The following is a 16351-nucleotide window of genomic DNA, read 5'->3' as shown; positions in this document are numbered from 1 at the left end:
CTTACGCGTACGGGCTGTCGGCGCCCGCGGCCGCCGGGCGGGGGGCCCGGGCCGGGCAGCAGCCGACGGGGCAGAGGTCGTGGCCGGGGCCGAGCGCGCCCAGCGCGCAGCGCTCGGGCAGCTCGCCGCGCTCGCTCGCGGCGCGCTCCAGGACGAGCTCCCGCACGGCGGCGGCGAAGCGGGGGTCGGCCCCGACGGTGGCGGCCCGGGCGACCGGCAGGCCCAGCTCGGCGGCCTTGGCCGTGGCCTCGGTGTCGAGGTCGTACGTGACCTCCATGTGGTCGGAGACGAAGCCGATCGGGACCATGACCACCGCCGGCGCCCCCTCGCCGTGCACGGCTTCCAGGTGGTCGCAGATGTCGGGTTCGAGCCAGGGGATGTGCGGGGCGCCGCTGCGCGACTGGTAGACCAGGCGCCACGGGCGGTCGGTGCCGGTCCGCTCGCGCACCGCCTCGGCGACGAGCCGGGCCACGTCCAGGTGCTCGGCGACGTACGCCCCGCCGTCGCCGTGGCCCTCGGCCGGGCCGGAGGTGTCCGCGGCGGCCGTGGGGATCGAGTGCGTGGTGAAGGCGAGGTGCGCGCCGGCCCGTACGTCCTCGGGCAGGCTCTCCAGCGCGGCCAGCGTCGCGTCGACCACGGGCCGGACGAAGCCGGGGTGGTTGAAGTAGTGCCGCAGCTTGTCGACGCGCGGCAGCGGCAGCCCCTCCGCCTCCAGCGCGGCCAGGGCGTCGGCGAGGTTCTCGCGGTACTGCCGGCAGCCGGAGTAGGAGGCGTAGGCGCTGGTGGTCAGGGTGAGCACGCGGCGGTGGCCGTCGGCGACCAGCTCGCGCAGGGTGTCGGTCAGGTACGGCGCCCAGTTGCGGTTGCCCCAGTAGACCGGCAGGTCCACGCCGTGCGCGGCGAAGTCCTCGCGCAGGGCGCCCAGCAGCTCGCGGTTCTGGTCGTTGATGGGGCTGACGCCGCCGAAGAGGAAGTAGTGCTGCCCGACCTCCTTGAGCCGCTCGCGGGGGATGCCGCGCCCCCGGGTCACGTTCTCCAGGAACGGCACGACGTCGTCCGGCCCCTCGGGCCCCCCGAAGGAGAGCAACAGCAGGGCGTCATAGGGGGCGTGGGCTGGCTGATCCGACATGGCCCCGATCCTGCCACCCGGTACTGACAGGCGGGAAATGCGAGTGCATCGCGGAAAGTCCGCCCGTAAGCTGTATCAGCCTCCAACAGTCCTTACGGCACCCTCTGTCCACCCCTCTGAGCCTCTACGGGAGCCGTCGTTGTCCAGTCCGTACAGTGCGATATTCGCCGCCCCCGGCGCCAAGGGCTTCTCCGCGGCCGGATTCTTCGGCCGGCTGCCGCTGTCGATGATGGGCATCGGCATCGTCACGATGGTCTCGCAGCTCACCGGCCGCTACGGCCTGGCGGGCGCGCTGTCCGCGACCCTGGCGCTGGCGGCGGCGGTGTGCGGCCCGCAGATCTCCCGGCTGGTCGACCGGCTGGGGCAGCGCCGGGTGCTGCGGCCGGTGACGGCCGTCTCGCTCGTCTCGGTGGCGGGGCTGCTGGTGAGCGCGCACGAGCGGTGGCCGGACTGGACGCTGTTCCTCTTCTCGGCCGGCGTGGGCTGCGTGCCGAGCGTGGGCTCGATGGTGCGGGCCCGCTGGGCGGCGATCTACACGGGCTCGCCGCGCGAGCTGCACACGGCCTATTCCGCCGAGTCCGTCATCGACGAGGTGGTCTTCATCGTCGGGCCGATCCTGTCGATCGGCCTGTCCACGGCGTGGTTCCCCGAGTCGGGCCCGCTGCTCGCCGCCTGCTTCCTCGGAGCCGGCGTCTACTGGCTGACCGCCCAGCGGGCCACCGAGCCCCGGCCGCACCCGCGCACGGAGCACTCGGGCGGCTCCGCGCTGAAGTCTCCGGGACTCCAGGTGCTGGTGGGGGTCTTCGTGGCCACCGGCGCCATCTTCGGCTCGGTCGAGGTGGTGACCGTGGCCTTCGCCGAGGAGCAGGGCCACAAGGCCGCGTCCAGCCTGGTGCTGGCCGTGTACGCGCTGGGCTCGTGCCTGGCGGGGGCCGTCTTCGGGCTGCTGCACCTGAAGGGCGAGCCGGCCCGTCGCTGGGTCCTGGGCGTGTGTGCGATGGCCGTGAGTATGATCCCCCTCCAACTGGTCGGGAACCTGCCGTTCCTGGCCGTGGCGCTCTTTGTCGCGGGCCTGTCCATCGCGCCGACGATGGTCACCACGATGGCCCTCGTCGAGCAGTACGTACCGCGCGCACAGCTGACCGAGGGCATGAGCTGGACGAGCACCGGGCTCGCGGTCGGAGTGGCGCTCGGCTCGTCGGCCGCCGGCTGGGCGGTGGACGCCGCCGGCGCCGCGGCGGGGTACGCGGTGCCCGGCGCGGCGGGGGCACTCGCGGCCGCCGGCGCGTTCCTCGGGTACCGCCGGCTCCGGCCGGCGTCGGAGCGGGTGGGGGTTCGCATTGATGACGGCGACGACACGGGCGAGCAGTGCATGGCGTAGCGGTACGTGGCGTAGCGGTACATGGCGCAACTGGGCGGGCAACGTCACCGCACGGCCCGTGCGGACCGTCGCCCCGGCGACGGCTCAGGAGCTGGCGGACGCCGTCGTCCGGGCGGCCTCGGACGGCCTGAGGGTCAAGGCGGCCGGCTCCGGTCACTCCTTCACCGCGGCTGCCGCCACGGACGGCCTGCTGATACGCCCCGAGCGGCTGAGCGGCGTCCTCGCGCTGGACCGGGCCGCCGGGACGGTGACGGTCGCGGCCGGTACGACGCTGCGGCACCTCAACCGCACGCTGTCCGCGCACGGCCTGTCGCTGACGAACATGGGCGACATCATGGAACAGACGGTCTCCGGGGCCGTCAGCACCGGCACCCACGGCACCGGGCGGGACTCGGGTGCGATCGCCGCCCAGATCCGCGGCCTGGAGCTGGTGACGGCCGACGGCTCGGTGCTGACCTGCTCGGCGCAGCAGAACGCGGACGTCTTCGCCGCGGCCCGGGTGGGGCTCGGCGCCCTGGGCGTGATCACCGCGATCACCTTCGCCGTCGAGCCGGAGTTCCTGCTGAGGGCGCAGGAGGAACCCATGCCCCTCGACCGGGTGACGGCTGAGTTCGATCAGCTGGTCGCCGAGAACGAACACTTCGAGTTCTACTGGTTCCCGCACACGGGCAGCTGCACCACCAAGCGCAACAACCGCAGCCCGGGCCCCGCCGCGCCGGCCGGCCGGTTCGGCGGCTGGGTGGAGGACGAGCTGCTCTCCAACGGCGTCTTCGGGGCCGCCTGCGCCCTGGGCCGTGCCGTGCCGGCGGCCGTTCCCGGCATCGCCGCCCTCGCCGCCCGCGCCCTGTCGGCCCGTACGTACACCGACGTGCCCTACAAGGTCTTCACCAGCCCGCGCCGCGTCCGCTTCCTGGAGATGGAGTACGCGCTGCCGCGGGCGGCGGCGATGGCGGCGCTGCGGGAGCTGCGGGAGGTGATCGGCCGCAAGCGGCTGCGCGTGAGCTTTCCCGTGGAGGTGCGGACGGCCCCGGCGGACGACGTCCCCCTGTCCACGGCGTCCGGGCGGGACACCGCCTACCTCGCCGTACACATGTACAAGGGAACACCGCACCGGGCGTACTTCACCGCGGCCGAGCAGATCATGACGGCCCACGGCGGCCGGCCGCACTGGGGGAAGCTGCACAGCCGCGACGCGGCGTACCTGGCCGACGTCTATCCGCGCTTCGCGGAGTTCACCGCGGTGCGGGACCGGCTGGACCCGCACCGCGTGTTCGGCAACGACTACCTGCGGCGCGTGCTCGGGGAGTGAGGCGGTGCGGCGGGGCCGGCCGCGGCAGCGCGTCGACGCGGCGCAACGCCGCACGCGCGCGGGCCGCCGCGCCTAGGCCGCGTCCTTGCCGGTGGTCGTGCCCGCCGCGGCGTTCTGGCCCGGCGGCGGGGCGGAAGGGGCGCCGGTGGCGCCGCCGGCCCCCTGGCCGCCGGTCGTGCCGCCCTTGCCGTCGCCGGTCGTGCCGCCGCCCGGGGACCCGCTGGGCCCGGGGGTGGTGTTCGGCGACGGCGTGGCGCCGCCCCCGGCCGACGGGGAGGTCTTCGGCTCCGGAGTCCTGCCCGTGCCGCCGCCCGGCTGCGAGCCACCGGGGGACGGCGTCGGGGTGTCGTCGCGGCCGGGCTGCTCGCTGCCGCCGTCCTGGGAGCCGGTTCCGGGCGACTGCCGCGGACCCTCGTCCTCCTGCTTCCCCTGCTTCTCCGGCTGGAACAGGCGGCTGACGGTCGTCCCGTCCTTGCTGCCGTCGGCGCTGGAGCCGGAGACCAGCTCGACCGCGGTCACCGTGCCCATCGCGAGGGCGAAGACGGCTCCGGCGGCCAGCAGCGGGCGCTTCCAGCCGCGCAGCCGGGTGCCGTGGGTGGTGCGCTGCCCGTATTCCCCTTCCTCCGGCCATCCGCCGACGTGCGCGTGAGGGGGCGCGCCGGTGTACGCACCGGCGTGCGCCCTCGAAGGCGCCGGGTGCCCGTCGGGGCGGGACGCCTGAGGCAGGAGTTGCGTACGGTCCTCGGCCCGGGGCAGCGCACGGGTCTCGTCAGGCGTGCCGCGCACCGGAACCCGGCGGGGCTGCGGCTCCGAACGGCTCGCCGACTGGCCCGTCGCATCGCGGAACTGCTCACCCGTACGTTTGAACAGGTGGTGAAAGACCGTGCCACCGGTGGTGGCCACCACGCTGACGACGCCGGCACCGATCACCGTGCCATATACACCGAGCTTGCCCGCGAGCAGCGCCGCGACCACCGCCGCCAGTGCACTGCCGGACACTTGTGCGACGCTCAGGTCCAGGCGCCTGTCCTTGGCTTTTGCCTCGCTTTCGGCTTTGTCGTCCATCTCCAACCCCTGTTGGTACCTTCAGTCCCTGTTGTAGACAGAAGAGACATTCGAGCCTAACGAACAGTTCCGCATCGGGCGATTGTGTGAACCTCGCCACCCATGGGTAGGCGCCCCGCCACAAGGGGCGCATTTCAACTCCCTTGTCGCAGGTGAACTTCGCTGGCGCGCCGATCCACCCCCAGTGGCCCGAATGGAGTACTGTGACGAGCCCTGGCCCCAATATCCCGTCCGGCTGCCCGGAACCCACCGGAACCGACGGGAGGGGCCCGGGCGGCTCTCGCCCCGTCAACTCGGCAATGTTGTGGCAGGCTGCTACCCGGGCAGGCCACACTCGACTAGCGGAAGCAGCGACGCAGGTGACGTCGGCAGGCACCACCCGGGAGGTCCCCATGCCCGAACTGCGTGTCGTGGCAGTCTCCAACGACGGCACACGGCTGGTGCTCAAGGCTGCGGACAGCACGGAGTACACGCTTCCCATCGACGAGCGGCTGCGTGCCGCCGTGCGCAACGACCGTGCGCGTCTCGGCCAGATCGAGATCGAAGTGGAGAGCCACCTCCGCCCCCGCGACATCCAGGCCCGCATCCGGGCCGGTGCGTCCGCGGAGGAAGTCGCGCAGCTCGCGGGCATCCCCGTGGAGCGGGTCCGGCGCTTCGAGGGCCCCGTGCTCGCCGAGCGCGCCTTCATGGCGGAGCGCGCCCGCAAGACGCCCGTGCGGCGTCCGGGTGAGAACGCCGGCGGACCGCCGCTCGGCGAGGCCGTGGCGGAGCGGCTGGTGCTGCGCGGCGCCGACAAGGACACCGCCCAGTGGGACTCCTGGCGCCGCGACGACGGCACGTGGGAGGTCCTGCTCGTCTACCGCGCCGCCGGAGATCCGCGCGCGGCGAGCTGGACCTACGACCCGCCGCGCCGGATCGTTCAGGCGCTGGACGACGAGGCCCGCGCGCTGATCGGCGAGACCGACGACACGCCGGAGCCGAGCTTCCCGTTCGTGCCGCGCATCGCCCGTCTGCCCCGCGACCGGCCGCTGGACCGCTCCCTGGACCGGCAGCCGCAGGCCCCCTCGACGGATCCGGAGGCGTCCTCCGACGACGCCCCGGCCGAGGAACCCGCCAAGGAGCGGGACTCCCTGACGAGCCTGCTCGAAGCGGTGCCCAGCTTCCGGGGCGACATGGTCGTCCCGGAGACGGCCGGCACGGCCCCGGCCCCCGCCCCGGCCTCCGACACGCCGGAGGAGGAAGCGGATTCGGTGGAGCCGCCCGCGCCGGCCGCCAGCGCGGGGTCCGCGTACGCCGACGTGCTCATGCCGCGCTCCGTCGCCGGCCACCGCGATCGCCTCATCGGCACCACGGACCGCCAGGCCGAGGCCGACGGCGTCCGCCCGGGCCGCCGCGCGGCGGTCCCGAGCTGGGACGAGATCGTCTTCGGCACCCGGCGCAAGAAGCAGGACTAGCCGCGTGCGCCCCGGTCGCCCCGGGGCGCGGCAGCGTCAGCCCGGCAGCGGTCCCGTGGCCACCGGCCGGGCCGGGTCGGACGTCCATTCGCTCCACGAACCGACGTACAGGGCCGCGGAGATGCCCGCCGTCTCCAGCGCGAGCACCTGCTGCGCCGCGGAGACGCCGGACCCGCAGTAGACGCCCACCTCGGTCCCGTCCGCCGCCCCCAGCGCGGCGAACCGCGCCGCGAGCTCCTGCGCGGGCCGCAGCCGGCCGTCCTCGTCCACGTTCTCGGTCGTGGGCGCCGAGACGGCTCCGGGGATGTGCCCGGCGACCGGGTCGAGCGGCTCCACCTCACCGCGGTAGCGCTCCCCCGCCCGGGCGTCGAGCAGCAGCCCCCGGCGCGCCAGCGCCGCCGCGCCGTCCGCGTCGAGGACCGGCAGCGCCCCCGGCCGCGGGACGAAGTCGCCCTCCGTCACCGACGGCACCTCCGTCACCGGCCGGCCCCCGGCCGCCGTCCAGGCGGCGAAGCCGCCGTCGAGCACGCGTACGGACGGGTGCCCGGCCCAGCGCAGCAGCCACCACGCCCGGGCGGCCGCCCAGCCCAGACCTCCGTCGTACACGACGACCGGGTGGTCCGCACGGACGCCGGCCCGCCGCATCGCCGCCCCGAACTCCCCGACGTCCGGCAGCGGGTGACGCCCCCTCTTCCCCGGCGCGGAGGCCAGCTCCGCATCCATGTCGACGTAGACGGCTCCGGGGAGGTGGCCCGCCGCGTACTCCGGCCGGCCGGGCGGCCCGCCGGGCCGGTAGCGGATGTCCAGGAGCGTCGGCGGCTGCTCGCCCGCCGCCTCGCTCTCCCATTGCGTCGCGGTGATGATGGCAGTCATACCCCCATCCTGGCGTACCGGCATTGCGCCGAACGGCCCCCTGGCCAGACGCCACGATGCTGATCGATACTGGACGCCGACTCGCGGGCGGTGAAGCGGAACGCGAATGCGGGCATTCTCCCGCGGGAACCGGTGAAGTCCGGCGCGGCCGGAGGCGTCCCACGACCGGTGGTGCAAACATCTGGTCGGGCACCGCCCTGTACCACCCCGCGCGCGCCGGAGCGGGACGCGCGGCCACCACGAGGGTCCGAGGAGACGACTGACGATGACCGAGGTATGGGGATCCTCCGGGACCGGCGAGGAGGAGGGCCCGCGGCAGGCATCCGGCACGCCGTGCTGGACCGGTCTCCTGGTGCACGACCTGGAAGCGACCAAGGAGTTCTACGGCGCGCTGTTCGGCTGGTCGTACTACGACCCGGGCCCGCGCCACCTGGGACCGTACGTCCGGGCGACGCTCGACGGCCGCAACGTCGCCGGAATCGGCGAACTGCCGCACGACCGTCAACTCGCGGGCTCCTGGACCACCTATCTGGCGAGCGACGACGCGGACGTGTGCGCGGAGTGGATCCACTGCGCCGGCGGCACAGTCGGCGTGGGCCCGTTGGCGGCGGAGCGGGCGGGGCGGCTGGTGCTGGCGGCCGACCCGGCAGGGGCCTCCTTCGGCGTCTGGCAGGGGCAGCGGCTGCTCGGCTCCCGGCCCGAGCGCACGCCGGGCACCCCGGTCTGGCACGAACTGGTGACCCATGACGCGTCGGTGGTACTGAAGTTCTACCGCGCGCTCTTCGGCTACGAGGCCAAGGCGGCCGGCGACATGGACGGCGAGACGGTCACGCTGCACGTGGACGGGCGGCCGGTGGCCTCGATCCGCAGCGCCGGCCCCGCGCTGCGCCAGCCGCACTGGATGCCGTACTTCGAGGCGGCGGACGTGGACGCGGCCGCCGGGCGGGTCACGGAGCTGGGCGGCCGGGTGGTGAGCGCTCCGCAGGAGACGCCGGCCGGCCGGGTGGCGACGGTGACGGACCCGGAGGGCTCGGCGTTCACCCTGCTGCGGACGGCCCGCTAGCCGGAGCGCGCCTGCTCGCCGCGGGTCACTCGGAGGCGACGGGGTCCACCGGCAGCACGTCGGGCGACAGGGCGGCGGCGTGCGCGGCGGCGGCCGTCAGCCGGCGGCGGTGGTGCCGGCGGCACAGCACCTCGTAACCGACCACGGTCTCGGGCTGGTTGACGTCACCGACGACAATCTGCTCGCCCTCGACGACCATGTGGCCGCCGATCGTACGGGCGTTGTGCGTGGCCCGGGCCCCGCACCAGCACAGCGCTTCGACCTGCAGGACCTCGATGCGGTCCGCGAGCTCGACCAGGCGCTGGGAGCCGGGGAAGAGCTTGGTGCGGAAGTCGGTGGTGATGCCGAAGGCGAAGACGTCCAGGTCGAGGTCGTCGACGATCCTGGCCAGCTGGTCGATCTGGTCCGGGGTGAGGAACTGCGCCTCGTCCGCGATGACGTAGTCGGCACGGCCGCCCGCCGAGAGGTGCCCGACGAGGTGCGCGTAGAAGTCGAAGCCCTCCCCCGCCTCGACGGAGTCGGTGACCAGGCCCAGCCGGGAGGACAGCTTGCCCTCGCCCGCGCGGTCGTTGCGGGTGAAGATCATGCCTTGCAGGCCACGGGTGGAACGGTTGTGCTCGATCTGCAGAGCGAGGGTGCTCTTTCCACAGTCCATGGTTCCGGAGAAGAACACCAGCTCGGGCATGGGAAAGCCAATGCCTTTCGTTTTGTCGGCTCGTTTTGTCGGCGGGGAGGGTGGGATGCGTGGGGCGGGCGGCGCGCCCGTCAGGAGCGCACTTCGAGGAGCGGCACGAGCTGCTCGACGGGCGTCATGGAACCGTGCAGGCCGACCATCGTCGATTCGTTCGGCTCGGTCTCGGTCGCCACGATCGCGATGTCGTCGCGCGCGGCGGCGACGACGTCCCCGATCCGTGCGTGCACCCGGTCGTCGACGCCCTGGCCGGGCGGCCCGAACCAGCCCGCCTCGATCGCCTCGTCCCGTCCGGCGACCCACATCTGCTCGCCGAGCACCTCGCGCCACACGGCCAGCACGTCGGCGGCCGCGCCGGGCACCGCGTAGACGTGCCGGGCCCGGGCCTCGCCGCCCAGGAGCGCCACGCCGGCGCGCAGCTCCCAGTCCTCGTCGAAGTCGATGCGGGACTCCGGGTCGAACGGGATGTCGATCATGCCGTGGTCGGCGGTGACGTACAGCACGGAGCGCGGGGGCAGCTGCTCGGCCAGGCGCTGGGCGAGCAGGTCCACGTACATCAGCTGGCCGCGCCACTCGTCGGAGTCGACGCCGAAGCGGTGGCCCTTGCCGTCCACCTCGCTGTAGTAGGTGTAGACGAGCGAGCGGTCCGCCGCGCCCAGCCGGTCGGCGGCCAGGTCCATCCGCTCCTCGCCGGAGAGGCGGCCGTGGAAGGTGCCGCCGCTCAGCGCGACCTTCGTCAGCGGGGTGTGCTGGAAGTCGGGGGACGACACCTGGCAGGTGGCGACGCCGGCGGCGTCGGCGAGCTGGAAGACGGTGGGGTACGGCTGCCAGGCGTGCGGGTCGGTCCACGGGCGCCAGCGCAGCTGGTTCATCAGCCGGCCGGTGGCCGGGTCGGCGACGGTGTAGCCGGGCAGGCCGTGGGCGCCGGGCGGCAGGCCCGTGCCGACCGAGGCCAGGGACGTGGCGGTGGTCGACGGGAAGCCGGCCGTCATGGGCGCGCCGGTGCCGTTCATCGAGCTCGGCAGCAGCGAGTGCAGGAACGGCGCCTCGTCGGGGTGGGCGCGCAGCAGCTCCCAGCCCAGGCCGTCGATGAGGAAGACGCAGACCCGGTCGGCGGGGGCCAGCTCCATGCCCGTGCCGAGGCCGGGCACGCCCATGCCCGCGGCGACCGTCGGCAGCAGGTCGGCGAGCGAGCCGGTGCCGTAGCGGGGCAGCGGGGCGGTGCGGGGGTCGAGCGGGGCCGGCTCGTGCCAGGCGGAGCCGGCGAAGGCGGGACGTGACATCAGCGGGCGGTCGCCGCGGTGGCCTCGGAGAGCGCCTGGGCGAAGGCGAGGGCCTGGCGGACGGTGTCCGGGCCGTCACCCGCCTCGCTGACCCGCAGGCTCAGGTCGTCGGCGGTGGAGGAGCCGGTGTAGCCGTGATCGGCGTCGCAGTTGGGGTCGCCGCAGGCGGCGGGCTCCAGGTCGATGCGGGAGACGGCGCCCCAGCCGATGGTCAGGACGACCTCGCGGGGCAGGGTGCCCGGGGTGTACGCCTCCGGGTTGGCGACGACGCGGCTGAGCACGACCGAGGAGATGCGGTCGAGCTTGACCGACTCGGTGGACGTGGTGGCGTACGGCGACGGGGAGGTGTTGTCGGCGGCCTGCTCGTCGGTGTGGCTGACGATGAATCGGGTGCCGGTCAGGACGAGGACCGTGACGTGCCGGCGGACCTCGTTGGAATCGAAGGTCGTCTCCTGGTGGACCAGGTACGACACGACCGGCTCCCCGCCCACGGCGGCCTCCACCGCCTCGGCCACGAGAGCCGGGTAGTAGCCGCTGCGCTCGATGGCCGCGCGCAGCCCCTGGGTCGTCGTACCGGTCTTCGCCATATGCCCATCCTACGGGGCGTACGGGGCCTCTCTGCCGCCGATCCCGGGCAGGGCGCTCAGTACGGCGGCAGACTGCGCGGGCCGAGGTCGGTGCGGGCCGGTGGCGGGGCGATGCGCAGGGAGGCGCCGAGGACGTGCACGCCGTGCTGGGCGACGATCACCGGCTCCAGGTCGGCGCCCACGACCTCGGGGTGGTCGTCGACCAGGCGGGACACGCGCAGCAGCAGCTCCTCCAGCGCCGGGGTGTCGACGGGGGTGGAGCCGCGCCAGCCGAAGAGCAGGGGCGCGGTGCGGACGGAGCGGATCAGCTCGGCGGCGTCCCGGTCGGTGGCGGGCACGAGGCGGTGGGCCGTGTCGCCGAGCAGCAGGGAGGGGGCGCCGGCCAGCCCGAAGGAGAGGACGGCTCCGGCGGCGGGGTCGATGGTGGCCCGGACGACGGTGTCGACGCCGCGCGGGGCCATGGACTGCACGACGAGGCGGATCTCCTCCGGGCTGCCGAGGAGCTCGGTCAATTCGGTGTAGGAGCGGCGCAGTTCGGCCTCGCCGCCGAGGTCGAGCCGGACGCCGCCGAGGTCGGCGCGGTGGCGCAGGTGCGGGGCGGTGGGCTTGAGGGCGACGGGGTAGCCCAGGCGCTCCGCGGCGCGGACGGCGCTGTCCGGGTCGGGTGCGGGGAGGGCGGGCAGGACGGCGATGCCGTAGCGGGCGAGCAGCCGCTGGGTGTCGGCGGCGGAGAGCGTCACGGCGCGGGTCGCGCGGTGGGCCGTGAGGAGGACGTCGATGTCGGCGGCGGCGCCGGCCTCGTCGATGTCGTCGTACTCGGGCACGCGCCCGGGGTCCGCCGCCTGCTTGCGCCACTGGGCGTAGCGCACGGCCTCGGCGAGCGCCCGGACGGCGCGCTCGGCGGCGGGGTAGGCGGGTATGCGGACCGCCGGCGGCACGGCGGGCGGGCCGTCGCCGGGCGCCGGCGCCGGCGGGCGGGCCGGTGGGGCGGCGAGGGCCTCGGCGAGGCCGGGGATCTCCAGGTGGACGACGGCCACGGGCTTGCCGGCCGGGGCGGTGGCGACGGCGTCGCGCAGGGCCTCGGCGAGGTCGGCGGCCGAGGTGTCGCCGACCCAGGGGATGGCGGTGACGACGACGGCGTCGCAGGCCCGGTCGGCGAGGGCCTCGGTCAGGGCCGTACGGAAGTCCGCCGGGGCGGCGGCGGTGGTCAGGTCGCGCGGCATCAGGGGGCGCAGCCCGTCGGTGAGGCAGGCGTCGTAGGTGAGCAGGGCGAGGGATTCGGAGTTGCCGAGGATGGCGACGCGGGGGCCGGCGGGCAGGGGCTGGGAGGCGAGGAGCAGGCCCGCGTCGGCGAGCTCGGTGACGGTGTCGACGCGGATGACGCCGGCCTGGCGCAGCAGGCCGGAGACGGTGGCGTCGGGGATGCGGGTGGTGGGGACGGTGTGCCCGGCGGGCGCCGCGGAGCCGTGGCGGGCGCCCTTGACGACGACGAGCGGCTTGCGGGCCGCGGTCCGCCTGGCCAGGCGCGCGAACTTGCGCGGGTTGCCGATGGACTCCAGGTACATCAGGGCGACGTCGGTGTCGGGGTCGTCGTGCCAGTACTGCAGGAAGTCGTTGCCGGAGACGTCGGCGCGGTTGCCGGCGGAGACGAAGGTGGAGATGCCGACCAGGCCGGCCGCGCGCCGGTGCAGGCCGCTGAGCAGGGCGATGCCGATCGCGCCGGACTGGCTGAAGAGGCCGACGCGGCCGGCGGCCGGCAGCTCGGGCGAGAGGGAGGCGTTGAGCCGGACGCCCTCGGCGGTGTTGATCAGGCCGAGGGCGTTGGGGCCGATGACGCGCATGCCGTAGGTGCGGGCCTGCCGGACGAGCTCGCGCTGGCGCTCGCGGCCCTCGGCCCCGCTCTCGGCGTAGCCGGCGGAGAGGACGACCAGGCCCTGGACGCCGTGCTCGCCGCAGTCGGCGACGACGGCGGGGACGTGCTCGGCGGGCACGGCGACGACGGCGAGGTCGACGGGGTCCTCGATGGTGAGGAGGGAGCGGTGGGCGGGGACGCCCTCGGGCTCCAGGACGGAAGGCTCCGCGGGGAAGGCGATGTTGACGGCGTAGGTGCGTCCGGTGAAGCCGCCGGCCAGGACGTTGCGCAGCACCGTGCGGCCGAGGCCGCCCGCCTCGCGGCCGGTGCCGACGACGGCGAGCGAGCGGGGGGCGAGGAGCCGCTGGACCGAGCGGGCCTCCGCGAGCCGTTCACGGGCGCGCTGGACGGCGAGCGAGGCGTCGGTCGGTTCGAGGTCGAACTCCAGGCGGACGATGCCGTCCTCGAAGCTGCGCTTCTGGGTGTATCCGGCGTCGGTGAAGACCTTGATCATCTTCGTGTTGGCGGGCAGCACCTCGGCGGCGAAGCGCCGGATGGAGCGCTCGCGGGCGACGGCCGCGATGTGCTCCAGCAGGGCGGACGCCACGCCCCGGCCCTGGTGGGCGTCCTGCACGAGGAAGGCGACCTCCGCCTCGTCGGCGATGCCGGAGGCCGGCATGCCGTTGCCGTCGATGCGGTCGTAGCGGACGGTGGCGATGAACTCGCCTCCGACGGTCGCGGCGAGGCCCACCCGGTCGACGTAGTCGTGGTGGGTGAAGCGGTGCACGTCCCGGTCGGAGAGACGGGGGTAGGGAGCGAAGAAGCGGTAGTACTTGGACTCGTCCGAGACCTGCTCGTAGAAGCTGACCAGGCGCTCCGCGTCGTCGGGCGTGATGGGGCGGATCCGCGCGGTGCCCCCGTCGCGCAGCACGACATCGGCTTCCCAGTGAGCCGGGTACACATGCTCGGGCGGCGTCTGCATGGGGCCAGCGTAAGGCCGGGCACCGACAAGCGGTGGTGGCGTCCGGCCCCTGGCCACGGGGCCGGACGGCCCCGGGCGGGGGCGCGCGGGGCACCGTGCGCCCCGTGCGACAATGGTCTAGACAACCAATATCGACTTGAAGGGCAACACCATGGTTGAGCGCCGCGTAAACGTCGGCTGGGCCGAGGGCCTGCACGCCCGGCCCGCGTCGATCTTCGTCCGTGCGGCGACCGCCGCCGGCGTCCCCGTGACGATCGCCAAGGCGGACGGCAACCCCGTCAACGCCGCCTCCATGCTCGCCGTGCTGGGCCTGGGCGCCCAGGGTGGCGAGGAGATCGTCCTGGCCACCGAGGCCGAGGGTGCCGAGGTCGCGCTCGACCGTCTGGCCAAGCTCGTCGCCGAGGGTCTTGAGGAGCTCCCGGAGACCGTCTGACGCTCCGGGCGCCCGGACGTCTTTCCTCTGTTTTCCCTTTTCCGCCCGCTCCACGGGAGCGGGCGCGCGGCGGGGCCGCGGCGGCCGGGAAGGCCGCCGCGGCCCCGCTGTTCACATCCGGCCGGGAACCGCCACGAATTCCCCGCCGCTATTCCCCATGAATAGCGGCCGGTTGTTAAGAACGGGCGCTCGCCGTGTTGACGGATTGTTTCGGCGCCGGCGCCGTTTCCGTGCCCGCCGGCCGGCTCAGCCGGAATTGCCCGGGGGAACGGCCGGCCCGGGCGACCGCCAGGGCCCGCGCGCGGTCGGCATCCCCGCGGGCCACGGCGTCCACCAGCGCCGCGCACGCCTCCCAGCTCTCCAGCGCCCGCACCGGCGGCTCCGCCGCGTACACCCAGGCGATCTTGCGGCGCAGCTGGGTGAGGAGCGCCGCGAGGCTGGCGCTGCCCGACGCCTGGGCGAGGGTCTCGTCGAACCAGTCGGCCAGCGGGCGCAGCTCCGCGGTCCGGCCCGCACGGGCCCGCTCCTGGCCGAGCCGGACCAGGCCGCGCAGCACCTTCAGATGGGCCTCCGTGCGCCGCTGGGCGGCCCGGGCGGCGCCCAGCGGCTCCAGCAGGGCGCGGACGTCGAGCAGGTCGGCGGCCTCCCGCTCGGTGGGTTCGGCGACGCAGGCGCCCGCGTGCCGCCGGGTGGTCACGAAGCCCTCGGAGGCCAGGGTGCGCAGCGCTTCGCGCACCGGGACCCGGGAGACGCCGTAACGGCGGGCCAGGAGTTCCTCGATGAGCCGGCTGCCCGGCGGGAAAACGCCGGAGACGATGTCGTCGCGGATCGCCGTGCACACCGCGTGCGCGGAAATGCGTCCGCCGGCGCGGACCGTCTCGCCATTGCCGTTCACGTACGGCCCCGCATGGGTGTACCTCCGACCAATGACTCAACCCCCGTGCAGCACGGCCGATTGACGCCCGTTCAGCGACTCTATGGCAATCGCAGGGGATTTCCGACGGGTCCGCCGTTTCATGGATATTTTTTGGCCAACCGGGAACGGGCCCAACGCGAAGGCCCCGGCCGTGGGGGCCGGGGCCTTTCGTGAGGCTGTCGCCGCTCGCGCGGACGCGGGCGCTGCTACAGGCTGACGCCGTGCGCGCTCATGTAGGCGATCGGGTCGATGTCGGAGCCGTAGGTGGCGCCGGTACGGGCCTCGAAGTGCAGGTGCGGGCCGGTGACGTTGCCGGTGGCGCCGGACAGGCCGATCTGCTGGCCCGGGGTGACCGTCTGGCCGACGGAGACGTCGAGCGAGGAGAGGTGGGCGTACTGGGTGTAGGTGCCGTCGTTGTGCTTGATGACGACGTTGTTGCCGTACGCGCCGCCCCAGCCGGCCTCGACGATGGTGCCGGCGGCGACCGCGTGCACCGAGGTGCCGGTCGCGGCGTGGATGTCGATGCCGGTGTGGCTGCCGGAGGACCACAGGCCGCTGGACGCCTTGTAGGAGGTGGAGACGTAGGAGCCGTCGATCGGGCTCACGTACGTGCCGAGGCGCTTGCGCTCCTCGTCGCGGGCGGCGCGCTCCTTGGCGGCGCGCTCCTCCTCGATCTTGCGCTTGGCCTCTTCGGCGCGCTGCTTGGCCTCGGCGGCCTTCTGCTTGGCGGTGGCCTCGGCCTGGAGGCGGACGGCGGCCTCGTCGGCGGCGCTGCGCTGCGTCTCCGCCTGGGCGTCGACGTTGCCGGCCATGACGTCCCCGATGACGACGGCCTGCGTCAGACCGGTGTCCTCGGGGCGCTGGGTCTCGTCAGATGCGGCGAAGGCCGGGGCGGCGACACCGGCGACCACGCCCGCGGCGGTGAGGGTGGCTATGCCCGCGACGTTGGCGCTGACACGCACGGCTCGGCTCGGACGACGGTGCTTACCCATGGCTGGGCGATCCTTTCCTTCCTTCTCGCCTACCGGGTTAGCTGACGGGTTCGGAGCAGGAAGGTCTCCTACGGCTCCCTCGTGAGAGGGACCCGATTCACCCCAGGGACGTTTGGGTCCCCGGCTCCCCTCGACTGGTGTCTCGGGGACTCGGCGATGGCTGCCCGGGGCCGCGGTTGCGGCTCCGATCTGACGGACTGCCGCCCTGACGCTAATCGGCGTCAGATTCGAACGGCAAACAGAACGGGGGTTTTATGACGTACGCCACACGACCAACATGCAACCACTGCATGAAAGTGGACATAAAGGAGGCGCATGAGCCCCTGAGGGCTCACACGCCT

The 16351-nt window shown here is 74.1% G+C and carries 14 protein-coding genes and 1 riboswitch; of the genes, 5 read left to right on the top strand and 9 right to left on the bottom strand.

What is annotated here, in order from left to right:
- Position 1: 1 nt before the first annotated feature.
- On the bottom strand, positions 2 to 1129 hold the full coding sequence (locus tag IE182_RS15825) for a ferrochelatase (protein ID WP_190110450.1): 1128 nt from the start codon (positions 1127 to 1129) through the stop codon (positions 2 to 4).
- Positions 1130 to 1268: 139 nt separating this feature from the next.
- Here IE182_RS15825 and IE182_RS15820 point away from each other — a divergent pair, with 139 nt between their 5' ends.
- Entirely contained in the window at positions 1269 to 2510 is a 1242-nt protein-coding gene (locus IE182_RS15820) for an MFS transporter (protein WP_190110449.1), read from the top strand.
- On the top strand, positions 2473 to 3819 hold the full coding sequence (locus IE182_RS15815) for a D-arabinono-1,4-lactone oxidase (protein WP_190110448.1): 1347 nt from the start codon (positions 2473 to 2475) through the stop codon (positions 3817 to 3819). Before IE182_RS15820 ends, IE182_RS15815 begins: the two co-directional genes overlap by 38 nt.
- Before the next feature lie 72 nt (positions 3820 to 3891).
- Here the strand turns inward: IE182_RS15815 and IE182_RS15810 are convergent, their stop codons facing one another.
- Entirely contained in the window at positions 3892 to 4818 is a 927-nt protein-coding gene (locus IE182_RS15810; protein WP_229844861.1) for a hypothetical protein, read from the bottom strand.
- Between the two features lie 425 nt (positions 4819 to 5243).
- Here IE182_RS15810 and sepH point away from each other — a divergent pair, with 425 nt between their 5' ends.
- Entirely contained in the window at positions 5244 to 6338 is a 1095-nt protein-coding gene (sepH, locus tag IE182_RS15805) for a septation protein SepH (protein ID WP_190110446.1), read from the top strand.
- Between the two features lie 36 nt (positions 6339 to 6374).
- Here the strand turns inward: sepH and IE182_RS15800 are convergent, their stop codons facing one another.
- Positions 6375 to 7211 carry a sulfurtransferase gene (locus IE182_RS15800; protein ID WP_190110445.1) on the bottom strand — a complete coding sequence of 279 codons (837 nt, stop codon included), beginning with the start codon at positions 7209 to 7211 and terminating at the stop codon, positions 6375 to 6377.
- Positions 7212 to 7476: 265 nt separating this feature from the next.
- Here IE182_RS15800 and IE182_RS15795 point away from each other — a divergent pair, with 265 nt between their 5' ends.
- The gene (locus IE182_RS15795; protein WP_190110444.1) at positions 7477 to 8274 is read left to right on the top strand and encodes a VOC family protein; all 798 of its coding nucleotides are present in this window, start codon (positions 7477 to 7479) and stop codon (positions 8272 to 8274) included.
- A 25-nt stretch (positions 8275 to 8299) separates the two neighbouring features.
- On the opposite strand, the gene IE182_RS15790 is transcribed toward IE182_RS15795, so the two are convergent.
- The 4 genes from IE182_RS15790 to IE182_RS15775 form a co-directional block, all read right to left on the bottom strand.
- A complete protein-coding gene (locus IE182_RS15790; RefSeq protein WP_190110443.1) occupies positions 8300 to 8959 on the bottom strand; it encodes a thymidine kinase in 660 nt (219 codons plus the stop codon).
- A gap of 80 nt (positions 8960 to 9039) precedes the next feature.
- The gene (locus tag IE182_RS15785) at positions 9040 to 10248 is read right to left on the bottom strand and encodes an alkaline phosphatase family protein (RefSeq protein WP_190110442.1); all 1209 of its coding nucleotides are present in this window, start codon (positions 10246 to 10248) and stop codon (positions 9040 to 9042) included.
- Positions 10248 to 10835, bottom strand: coding sequence for a DUF5998 family protein (locus tag IE182_RS15780; RefSeq protein ID WP_190110441.1), 588 nt, complete (start codon positions 10833 to 10835; stop codon positions 10248 to 10250). The genes IE182_RS15785 and IE182_RS15780 overlap by 1 nt, the downstream gene beginning before the upstream one ends.
- A 56-nt stretch (positions 10836 to 10891) precedes the next feature.
- A complete protein-coding gene (locus IE182_RS15775; RefSeq protein WP_190110440.1) occupies positions 10892 to 13669 on the bottom strand; it encodes a bifunctional acetate--CoA ligase family protein/GNAT family N-acetyltransferase in 2778 nt (925 codons plus the stop codon).
- Between the two features lie 151 nt (positions 13670 to 13820).
- On the opposite strand from IE182_RS15775, the gene IE182_RS15770 reads away from it, so the two are divergent.
- Positions 13821 to 14102, top strand: a complete 282-nt coding sequence (locus IE182_RS15770) for an HPr family phosphocarrier protein (RefSeq protein WP_190110439.1) — start codon at positions 13821 to 13823, stop codon at positions 14100 to 14102.
- Between the two features lie 175 nt (positions 14103 to 14277).
- Here IE182_RS15770 and IE182_RS15765 read toward each other — a convergent pair whose 3' ends face one another.
- Entirely contained in the window at positions 14278 to 14997 is a 720-nt protein-coding gene (locus IE182_RS15765; RefSeq protein ID WP_190110438.1) for a GntR family transcriptional regulator, read from the bottom strand.
- 227 nt (positions 14998 to 15224) lie between these two features.
- On the bottom strand, positions 15225 to 16010 hold the full coding sequence (locus IE182_RS15760) for a M23 family metallopeptidase (RefSeq protein WP_190110437.1): 786 nt from the start codon (positions 16008 to 16010) through the stop codon (positions 15225 to 15227).
- Between the two features lie 11 nt (positions 16011 to 16021).
- Positions 16022 to 16176, bottom strand: a riboswitch (cyclic di-AMP (ydaO/yuaA leader).
- Positions 16177 to 16351 lie beyond the last annotated feature (175 nt).

The organism is Streptomyces cinnamoneus (genome assembly GCF_014650495.1).
Taxonomy (GTDB): domain Bacteria; phylum Actinomycetota; class Actinomycetes; order Streptomycetales; family Streptomycetaceae; genus Streptomyces; species Streptomyces cinnamoneus.
This window is presented reverse-complemented; position numbering and strand designations above follow the sequence as displayed.